This window comes from Streptomyces palmae, assembly GCF_004684805.1.
In the GTDB taxonomy this organism is placed as follows: domain Bacteria; phylum Actinomycetota; class Actinomycetes; order Streptomycetales; family Streptomycetaceae; genus Streptomyces; species Streptomyces palmae.
Map to the genome: position 1 here is coordinate 1 of NZ_SRID01000236.1, position 10,748 is coordinate 10,748.

Here is a 10,748-nt window from a genome sequence, read left to right on the forward strand (position 1 = left end):
ACTCCACGAACGGCGCCAACGCCCGCTCACACTCCCCCATCGCCTCACCGAAGACCGCGCTGGAGTCCAGCAACTCCACCGCCATCCCCGCCCACTGCGACCCCTGACCCGGGAACACGAACACCGGACGTCCCACGCCACGGCTCTGCCCCAGCACCACCTGCGCCGCTCCCGCGGTCTCACCCGCGGCCAACGCCCGCAACCCCGCCAGCAACTCCTCCCGGTCACCACCGACCACCACCGCACGATCCGCCAACTGGGCCCGCGAGACCACCAGCGAACGACCCACCTCGGCGATCCCCCACTCGGGACGCCCCTCCACCGCCGCCAGCAACCGCCCCGCCTGCGCCCGCAACGCCGCACCACCACGACCCGACACCACCCACGGCACCACATCCGCACCATCGGCCTCGGCGATCGGCGCGGCCTCCTGCGTCGGCGCCTGTTCCACGATCACATGCGCGTTGGTGCCGCTCACGCCGAAGGAGGAGACCGCGGCCCGGCGCGGGCGGCCGGTCTCCGGCCAGTCGCGGGCCTCGGTCAGCAGCTCCACCGCGCCCGAGGACCAGTCCACGTGCGGCGAGGGCGCGTCCACGTGCAGGGTGCGCGGCAGCACCCCGTGCCGCATCGCCATCACCATCTTGATCACACCCGCCACACCGGCGGCGGCCTGGGCGTGCCCGATGTTCGACTTCACCGAGCCCAGCCACAGCGGACGGTCCGCGGGGCGCTTCTGGCCGTAGGTGGCCAGCAGGGCCTGGGCCTCGATCGGGTCGCCCAGCCTGGTGCCGGTGCCGTGTGCCTCCACGGCGTCGACCAGGTCCGCCGAGAGGCCGGCGTCCTCGAGTGCCTGGCGGATCACCCGCTGCTGGGAGGGGCCGTTGGGGGCGGACAGGCCGCTGCTGGCGCCGTCCTGGTTGACGGCTGAGCCGCGGAGCACGGCGAGCACCCGGTGGCGGTTGCGCACGGCGTCGGAGAGCCGCTCGACCAGGAGCATGCCCACGCCCTCGCCCCAGGCGGTGCCGTCGGCCGCCGCGGCGAAGGCCTTGATCCGCCCGTTCCGGGCGAGTCCGCCCTGCCGGCTGAACTCGACGAAGCTGCTGGGGGTGGCCATCACGGTGACGCCGCCGGCCAGGGCCAGGGTGCAGTCGCCGCGGCGCAGCGCCTGGGCGGCCAGGTGCAGGGTGACCAGCGAGGAGGAGCAGGCGGTGTCCAGGGTGACCGCGGGGCCTTCCAGGCCGAGTACATAGGCGATTCGGCCGGAGGCGACGCTGCCCGAGTTGCCGCTGCCCACGAAGCCTTCGACGGCCTCGGGAACGGAGGTCAGGCGGGAGGCGTAGTCGTGGTACATCAGGCCGGCGAAGACGCCCACCCGCTCGCCGCGCGCCGTCGCCGGGTCGATGCCGGCCCGTTCGAAGGCCTCCCAGGAGCTTTCCAGCAGCAGTCGCTGCTGGGGGTCCATGGCCAGCGCCTCGCGCGGGCTGATGTCGAAGAAGGCCGGGTCGAAGGCGTCGGCGTCGGCGAGGAAGCCGCCCTCACCGACACAGGAGGTGTTCGGCCGGGTTCCCTCCGGGTCGTGGAAGCCCTCCCAGCCGCGGTGGGCGGGGGGTTCGCCGATGGCGTCCCGGCCGGTGGCGACCAGGTTCCACAGGTCCTCGGGGGAGCTGACGCCGCCGGGGAAGCGGCAGCTCATGCCGATGATCGCGATGGGCTCGCGGGCGGCCTCCTCCAGTTCCTTGACCCGTCGCCGGGTCTCGCCGAGCTCTGCGGCCGCCCACCGGAGGTTTTCGCGAAGCTTGTCCTCGTTCGCCACTGTGAGCTGCTCCTAATGCCCGTGCGGATGGTGCGGATGGGGTGAGGTGCCGCCGCTGTCCCCGGCGCGCAACCCTTCGAGCACCTCGAAGAGTTCGTCGTCGGTGGCCGAGGCCAGGTCGGTCGGGGCGGGGTCGGCCGGTTCGGTGCCGCCGGACTCGGCGCCCCAGCGGGCCAGCAGGTCCTTCAACCGCAGGCTGATCGCGGTCCTGGCGTCCTGGTCGGCCTCGAAGGGGGTCAGGAAGGTCTCCAGCCGGTCGAGTTCGGCCAGCGCCGGCCCGACCTCCAGCGCCCCCTCGGTGGCGTACTGCTCGTCCAGGTGCTCGGCGAGGGCGGTGGCCGTGGGGTGGTCGAAGATCAGCGTGGCGGCCAGGTCGAGTCCGGTGATCTCCTGGAGCCGGTCGCGGAGTTCGAGGTCGCTGAGGGAGTCGAAGCCCAAGTCCAGGAAGCCCTTGTCGGGGTCGATGCGCGGCGGGTCGGTCTGGCCCAGTACGGCGGCCCCGTGGGTGCGCACCAGGTCGAGCAGGACCCGGTAGCGCTCCGCCGGGGGCATGGCGGCCAGCCGGTGGCCCATCGTGGCGGTGTCGGCGGCCTCGGCCGGCCCGGGGTGCTCCCCGGGCGCGGTGTCCTGCCGCGGGCCGGGGGTCCGGCCGGCCAGTTCGCTCAGGAGTGCCGGGAGGCGCTGCCCGCCGGCCCGCTCGCGCAGCGCCGCGGTGTCCAGGCGGACCGGGACCACGTGGGGTTCGCCGCCGGCGCGGGCCGCCTCGAACAGGGCCAGCGCCTGGTCGGTGGGGAGCGGCAGCACTCCGCTGCGGCCGATCCGTGCCAGGTCGGCCGCGTCCAGTGCGCCGGTCAGCGCGCTGCGCTCCTCCCACAGGCCCCAGGCCAGGGAGAGCCCGGGCAGGCCCTGGGCGCGGCGGTGCCGGGCGAGGGCGTCCAGGAAGGCGTTGGCGGCGGCGTAGTTGGCCTGTCCGGCGGAGCCGAGGGTGCCGGCCGCGGAGGAGAACAGGACGAACTCCGCGACCGGGTGGCGCTCGGTCAGCTGGTGCAGGTGCCAGGCCGCGTCGGCCTTGGGCCGCAGCACGGTGTCGATCCGCTCCGGGTCCATGGCGGCCAGCAGCCCGTCCTCGGCGACCCCGGCGGTGTGCACCACCGCGGTCAGCGGGTGCTCGGCCGGGATGGCGTCCAGTACGGCGGCCAGGGCCTCGCGGTCGGCGATGTCGCAGGCGGCCACGGTGACGGTGGCGCCGCGTCCGGTGAGGTCGGCGGTGAGTTCTGCGGCGCCGGGAGCCTGTTCGCCGCGGCGGCTGACCAGCAGCAGGCGGCGGGCGCCCCGGTCGGCGAGATGGCGGGCCACGAGCGCGCCGAGGGTGCCGGTGCCGCCGGTGATCAGCACGGTGCCGTTCGGGTCGGGCGCGGTCCCCACCGGCTGGGGGGCCTCGGTCCCGCCGTCCGGCGAGGCGAGGTCACCGGTCTCCACCGGGGCCAGTCGGGGCGCGAGCAAGCCGCCCTGACGCACGGCGAGTTGGGGTTCACCGCCGGTGAGCGCGGCCGACAGGGCCAGGCCCAGGGGGCCCGCCGGCCCGGCGGCGAGCGCCTCCGCCGGCTCGGGGCCCCGCGGGTCCAGGTCCAGCAGGGTGAACCGGTCCGGGTGTTCGGCCTGGGCCGAGCGGAGCAGGCCCCAGACCGCGGCGCCCGCCGGGTCGGGTACCTCCCCGGGTGCGGCGGCCGCCGCACCGCGGGTGGCGATCACCAGCCGCACGGCGGCCAACCGGGGGTCGCGCAGCCAGGTGTGCAGCAGCGCCAGGGCGGCGCCGGTGGCGGCGCGTACCGCGGCGGGCGCGTCCTGGGGTTCGGTGGCCACCGGGGCCAGTACGGCCTCGGGCGGCTCGGCGCCCGCCGCCAGGGCGGTGGTGAGCGCCGCCAGGTCCCGGTGGACGGTGACGGTGGGCCCGGCGGCGCCGTCCGGGGCACCGAGCAGGGCGATCGGGCCGCCGAAGGGCGCCGCGCCGGGAACGGGCCGCCATACGGTGCGGAACAGGGCGCCGGCCGCGGCCTGCTGGGCCGGGGCCTGCCGCAGCAGCAGGCGTTCGACCCGGGCCACCGGGGCGCCGGCCGCGTCGGCCAGCTGCACGGTGACCGCGTCCTCGCCGGCCGGTGCCAGCCGTACCCGCAGTGCGGGGGTGCCCGCGGGGCGCAGGGTGACGCCGTGCCAGGAGAACGGCATCCGGGTGTCGTCCGGGCTGTCCGGGGTGGTGGCGGCGAGGGCCTGTACCGCCGCGTCCAGCAGCGCGGGGTGCACGGTGAACCGGCCGCCGGACTGCTGGGTGGCGGCCGGATCGGCGGCCACCTCGGCGAAGACCTCCGCGCCGCGCCGCCATACCGTGCGCAGCCCCTGGAAGGCCGGGCCGTACCCGAAGCCGCGGGCGGCGGCCCGCCGGCGCAGCCCGGCGACATCGACCGGCTCCGCGTCCTGCGGCGGCCAGGCCACCAGGTCGAAGTCCTGCGCGGCGGTGGCCGGGGTCAGGGTGCCGGTGGCGTGCCGGGTCCAGGGCGCCGGCCCGTCGGCGGTGGCCGGCTGGGATTCCAGGGTGACCCCGCGGCGGCCGGCGGCGTCCGGGGCCGCCAGCGCCAGCCGGATCCGCACCCCTTCGGTCCGCTCCCCGGGGCCGGGCAGCACCAGCGGGGTGTGCAGGGTCAGGTCCTCCAGCCGGCCGCAGCCGGTGCGCGCCCCGGCCCACAGGGCCAGTTCCAGGAAGGCCGTGCCGGGCAGCAGCGCCCGGCCTGCGACGGTGTGCTCGGCCAGCCAGGGGTGGGTGCGCGGGGACAGCAGCCCGGTGTAGAGGAGGCCGTCGCCGTCTGGGAGGGCGATGGCGGCGCCGAGCAGGGGGTGGTCCGCGGCCTGGAGGCCGGCCGCCGTGACGTCTCCGGTCCCGGCCGGGTTGTCCAGCCAGTAGCGCCGGCGCTGGAAGGGATAGGTGGGCAGCTCCACCGGGGGGCGGCCGGTGTCGGGGAAGGCGGCGGACCAGTCCACCGGCACCCCGTGCACATGGAGGTGCGCCAGGGCCTCCCGGATGCGGTCCAGCGGCTCGCCGTCCGGCCGCGCGGTGGGCACGGACAGTGCCGTCCCCGCACCCTGCCGATGGGCCGCCGCGCTGATCCGGTCCGCGGCGATCGGGGTGGTGCCGATCTCCACGAACACCGTGTGGCCGCGCTCCAGCAGGCTCATGGCGGCCTGCTCGATGTCGGCGCCGGCCGGCTCGGCGCACCAGTGGACGGGGTCGAGTCCGGTGGTGTCCACCGGTCCGTCCGCGGCGGTGGAGTAGCAGGGCAGGTCCGCCGGGTGGAGGGCGGGCGGCGCGGTGGCGCCGGTGGTGAGCAGTTCGGCGGCCTGGGCCAGGCTCAGCGCTCCGGCGGTGCACAGGGCGGCGAGTTGACCGGTGCCGTGCCCGAGGACGGCGGCCGGCCGCACGCCGTGGGCCTGCCAGAGCGCGGCGAGCGAGACCGCCACCGCCCAGTGCGCGGCCCGCTCGATGTCGGCGCGGTCGGCGTCCGCCGTGCCGCGCAGCACGGCGAGCAGGGACCAGTCGGTCCGGGTGTCGAGGGCTTCGGCGCACCGCGCCATCCGCTCGGCGAAGGCCGGTGAGGCGTCCAGCAGTCGGGCGGCGGCGTCCCGCCAGCCGGCGGTCTGCCCGGGGAACACGAAGACGGTACGGCCCGGGGTGCGGGCCAGTCCCCGGTGGATGCCGGGCGCGGGGTCGCCCGCGGCGATCGAGGCCAGTGCGCTGAGCAGGTCCTCGCGTTCGGTGCCCAGGAGCACCGCGCGGTGTGCGAAGGCGGTGCGGGTGCGGGCCAGTGCCGCGCCCACCTCGACGGGGGTCTGCTCGGGCCGGGCCGTCAGCTGGGCGTGGAGCCGGGCGGCCTGTTCGCGCAGGGCGCTCTCGGTGCGAGCGGACAGCACCCACGGCAGCCGGCCGCCCGGGGCGGTCCGGTCGGCCGGCGCCCGCTCCGGCTCCGGCTCCGGCTCCCGCTCCGCGGGGGGTGGTGCCTCCTCGAGGATGAGGTGGGCGTTGGTGCCGCTGACGCCGAAGGAGGAGACGCCGGCCCGGCGCGGCCGGCCACCGCTGGGCCAGGCGGTCTCCTCGGTGAGCAGCGAGACCTGTCCTGCCGTCCAGTCGACCCGGGAGGTGGGGGCGTCGATGTGGAGGGTGCGCGGCAGCGTCTGGTTCCGCAGCGCCAGCACCATCTTGATGACGCCGGCGACCCCGGCGGCGGCCTGGGTGTGCCCGATGTTCGACTTCACCGAGCCCAGCCGCAGCGGGCGCTCGGCGGGCCGGTCCTGGCCGTAGGTGGCGAGCAGGGCCTGGGCCTCGATGGGGTCGCCGAGGGTGGTGCCGGTGCCGTGCGCCTCGACCGCGTCCACCTCGCCGGCGGTGAGCCCGGCGTCGGCGAGGGCCTGGCGGATGACCCGCTGCTGGGCGGGGCCGCTGGGCGCGGTCAGTCCGCTGCTGGCGCCGTCCTGGTTGACCGCGCTGCCCCGGATCACCGCGAGGATCCGGTGGCCGTTGCGGCGGGCGTCGGTCAGGCGTTCCAGCAGCAGCATGCCGGCGCCCTCGCCCAGCGCGGTGCCGTCGGCCTGCTCGGCGAAAGCCATGCAGCGGGCGCTGCCGGAGAGCCCGCGCTGCCGGCTGAACTCCACCAGCGCCAGCGGGGAGGCCATCACGGTGACGCCGCCGGCCAGCGCCATGGTGCATTCGCCCTGGCGCAGCGAGCGGCAGGCCAGGTGCAGGGCGACCAGGGAGGAGGAGCAGGCGGTGTCCACGGTGATCGCGGGCCCTTCCAGGCCCAGCGCGTAGGCCACCCGGCCGGAGGCGACGCTGCCGGTGCCGCCGTTGCCGAGGTAGCCCTCCAGCTCGTGCGGGGCGTGGCGCAGCCGGGCGGCGTAGTCCTGGCCGATGAGGCCGGCGAAGACGCCGGTGGTGCTGGCGCGCAGCGACTCCGGGTCGATCCCGGCGCGTTCGCACGCCTCCCAGGAGGTCTCCAGCAGCAGTCGCTGCTGGGGTTCCATGGCGAGGGCCTCCCGGGCGCCGATGCCGAAGAACTCGGCGTCGAACCGGTCGGCGTCGTGCAGGAAGCCGCCCTCGCGCACGCTGACCCGGCCGGGCCGGGCCGGGTCGGGGTGGTAGAGGTCCTCGTCCCAGCCGCGGTTGGTGGGGAGCGCCGAGATGGCGTCCCGGCCGTCCGCCAGCAGCCGCCACAGGTCCTCGGGGGTGTCCACCTCGCCGGGGTAGCGGCAGGCCATGCCCACGATGGCGATGGGTTCGCGGGAGGCCGACTCGACCTCCTGGAGCCGTTGCCGGGTCCTGCGCAGGTCGACCGTGAGGCGTTTGAGGGAGTCGAGGACCTTGTCGTCACTCGTCATTGTCAGCTGGGCCCTTCTTCACGACGGCTGTCCGGTTCTCGACGTGGTCAGTTCTGCAGTTCCTGGTCGACGATGGCGAGCATCTCGTCGAGGGTGGCGGCCTCGACCTCGTCCGCCCCGTCGCCGGTCGCCGTGCCGTCCTCGGCGGCGGGCCGCAGTGCGGTCAGCAGGGTCCGCAGCCGGTCGGCGAGTCGCTCGCGTACCGGGTCGTCCTCGGCGATGTCCCGGATCCCGGCCTCCAGGCTGTCCAGGTCGGCCAGGACCGCCGGGGCCGCCGGGGCCGCCGCCTGCTGCTCGGTGGGCAGTTGGCTGCCCAGGTGCTCGATGAGCGCGGTGGGGCTGGGGTGGTCGAAGACCAGGGTCGCGGGCAGCCGCAGTCCGGTGGCCGTGCTCAGCCGGTTGCGGAGTTCCACCGCGCGCAGCGAGTCGAAGCCGGACTCCAGGAATCCGCGTCCCAGGTCCACCGAGTCCGGGGAGGCGTGGCCGAGGACCGCGGCCACATGGGCGCGCACCAGGTCCCGCAGCGTGTGCTCGCGTTCGGCCCGGGGCAGTCGGGCCAGCCGCTGCACCAGGTCCTCGGCGGCGGGCGCCTCCGCGACCGCCGTGCGGGCCGCCCGCCGGTGCGCGGTGCCGGTCAGCCCGCGCAGCAGGGCCGCCCGGGTGGTGCCGTCCTCCGCGGTCGCGGTGAGGTCGAGCCGTACCGGGAGGACCAGCGGCCGGTCGGCGGCCAGCGCTGCGTCGAACAGCTCTAGCGCCTCCTCGGAGGGGATCGGCAGCACGCCGGAGCGCCGCATCCGCAGCCGGTCGGCCTCGTCCAGGGCGCCGGTCATGCCGCTGGCCTGCTCCCACAGGCCCCAGGCCAGGGAGGTGCCGGGCAGTCCCTGGGCGCGGCGGTGGCCGGCCAGGGCGTCGAGGTAGGCGTTGGCCGCCGCGTAGTTGGCCTGGCCGGCGTTGCCCAGGAGGCCGCCGGCCGCGGAGAACAGCACGAACATCGTGAGGTCGGCGCCGCGCGTCAGCTGGTGCAGGTTCCAGGCGGCGTCCGCCTTGGGGCGCAGCACGGCCCGTATCCGCTCGGGGGTGAGGGAGGTGACCACACCGTCGTCCAGGACGCCCGCCGCGTGCACCACCCCGGTCAGTGGCCGGTCGGCCGGCAGGGCGTCGAGTACGGCGGCGAGCGCGTCCGGGTCGGCGGCGTCGCAGGCGGCCAGGGTGGTCCGGGCGCCCAGGCCGGTCAGTTCGGCCAGCAGCTCGGTGGCGCCCTCGGCCCGCTCTCCGCCGCGGCTGAGCAGCAGCAGGTCCCGCACTCCGTGCCGGGTCACCAGGTGCCGGGCCAGCAGCCTGCCCAGGGTGCCGGTGCCGCCGGTGACCAGGACGGTGCCGTGCGCGGGGGGCTGGACGAGTTCGGCGGGCTCGGCGACGGTGCCGGGGCGGGCCAGCCGGGGCGCCAGCGCGGCGCCGGCGCGGAGCGCGAGCTGCGGCTCGGTGGCCCGCGGCAGGGCGGCCAGCGCCCGGCCGGACTCCGCGGTGCCGTCCAGGTCCACCAGCCGGAACCGGTCCGGGTGTTCGGCCTGGGCCGACCGGACCGCGCCCCACACCGCCGCACCGGCCAGGTCGGTGACGCTCTCCGCGTCCCCGGCGGCGACCGCGCCCCGGGTGATCCACACCAGCCGGCTGGACTCCCAGCGCGGATCGGCCAGCCAGTCCTGGAGCAGTTCCACCGCCCGTACCACGGCCTGGTGCACCGCCCGCGGGTCCGCCGGGTCGGATCCGGCCGCGGGGGCCCAGGGCAGCAGCACCGTGTCGGGCGCCGGAGCGCCGCAGGACACGGCTTCGGCGAGAGCGGCGAGGTCGGCGTACGCGGTAACCGGCTGCTCCTCGGCCAGGGCCGTGGTGAGGCCCCACTCGTCGGCGCCCACCAGCGCCCACCGCTCCCCGTCCGCCGCCGGGGCGGTGGCCGGGACCGCCGCCCAGTCGAGCCGGAACAGCGCGTCGCGGTGTGCGGCCCCGGCGGCGGCGCGCAGTTGCTCGGGCCGTACGGGCCGGGTGGCCAGCGCGTCGATCACGGCCACCGGCCCGCCGGCCGCGTCGGTCAGGGTCAGCGACACCTCGCCGCCGGTCCGCGTCATCCGGACCCGGACGGCGTTGGCCCCGTCGGCGTACAGGCCCACTCCGGTCCAGGAGAACGGCAGGATCACCTGCTCGGCGCCATCGATCAGGCAGGTGTGCAGGGCGGCGTCGAGCAGCGCCGGGTGAAGGCCGAAACGCTCGGCGTCCTGGTCCTGTTCGCGCGGCAGGCGGACTTCGGCGAGCACCTCGTCTCCGGCGCGCCAGGCCGCGCGCAGCCCCTGGAAGGCGGGACCGTAGCCGAGGCCGTCGGCGGCGAGCCGCTCGTACAGCCCGGTCAGGTCCACCGGCACCGCGCCAGCGGGCGGCCAGGCCCCGGCCGCTTCCCAGGCCGGCTGGGGGGCGGGGGCCACCAGGGTGCCAGTGGCGTGGCAGGTCCACGGCTGGTCGGCCGGTGCCGTCTCCGCCGTGCCCCGGTCGGGGTGGCTGTGGATGGTGACGGTGCGGTGTCCGTTCTCCTCCGGCCCGCTCACCCGGACCTGGACCCGCAGCCCGCCGCGCTCCGGCAGCACCAGCGGCGCCTGCAGGGTCAGCTCCTCCACCCGGCCGCACCCCACCTGCGCACCGGCCCGCAGCGCCAGCTCCACCAGCCCGGTCCCCGGCACCAGCACCGTGCCCCACACCGCGTGGTCGGCCAGCCAGGGATGGGTCTCCAGCGAGATCCTGCCGGTCAGCACCAGCCCCTCGCCGCCGGCCAGCGGCAGGGCGGCCCCCAGCAGCGGGTGCTCGGCGGACTGGAGCCCGGCCGAGCGCACATCGCCGACGGCCTCCGACCGGCCCACCCAGTACCGCTCCCGCTGGAAGGCGTAGGTGGGCAGGTCCACCCGGCCGTCACCGGGCAGCAGGGCGGCCCAGTCCACCGGCAGGCCGTGGACGTACGCCTCGGCGAGCGAGGCCAGCATCCGCCGCATTCCGCCCTCGTCGCGGCGGAGTGAGCCCACCACCAGCACGGTGCGCTCCGTGTCCTCCACCGTCTCCTCGACGGCGGCGGTGAGCACCGGGTGCGGGGTGCACTCGACGAACGCGTCATGGGCGTCCGCCAGCAGCCCGCGGGTGGCATCGGTGAAGCGGACGGGCCGGCGGAGGTTGGTGTACCAGTACTCCGCGTCCATCACCGCGGTGTCCAACACCTCACCGGTCACCGTGGAGTGGAACGGCACCTCGGACGCCCGCGGCGCGATGCCCGCCAGGTCGCCGATCAACCGCTCACGGATCCGCTCCACATGCTCCGAGTGCGAGGCGTAGTCCACCGGAATACGACGGGCCCGCACCCCCACCGCCGTCTGCTCCTCGACGATCTCCTCGATCGCCCGCGCGTCACCGGCCACCACCGTCGAGGACGGACCGTTCAACGCCGCCACCGACAGCCGCCCGTCCCAGCGGACCAGCA

Annotated in this window: 3 protein-coding genes; all 3 read right to left on the minus strand. The window is 76.5% G+C overall.

The window, feature by feature from the left end:
• A partial coding sequence (locus E4099_RS21780) for a type I polyketide synthase (protein WP_135340795.1) occupies positions 1-1,813 on the minus strand: 1,813 nt, incomplete at its 3' end.
• A 12-nt stretch (positions 1,814-1,825) separates the two neighbouring features.
• Entirely contained in the window at positions 1,826-7,234 is a 5,409-nt protein-coding gene (locus tag E4099_RS34905) for a type I polyketide synthase (protein ID WP_135340796.1), read from the minus strand.
• Positions 7,235-7,281: 47 nt separating this feature from the next.
• On the minus strand, positions 7,282-10,748 hold a 3,467-nt coding region (locus E4099_RS21790; protein WP_135340797.1), incomplete at its 5' end, for an SDR family NAD(P)-dependent oxidoreductase.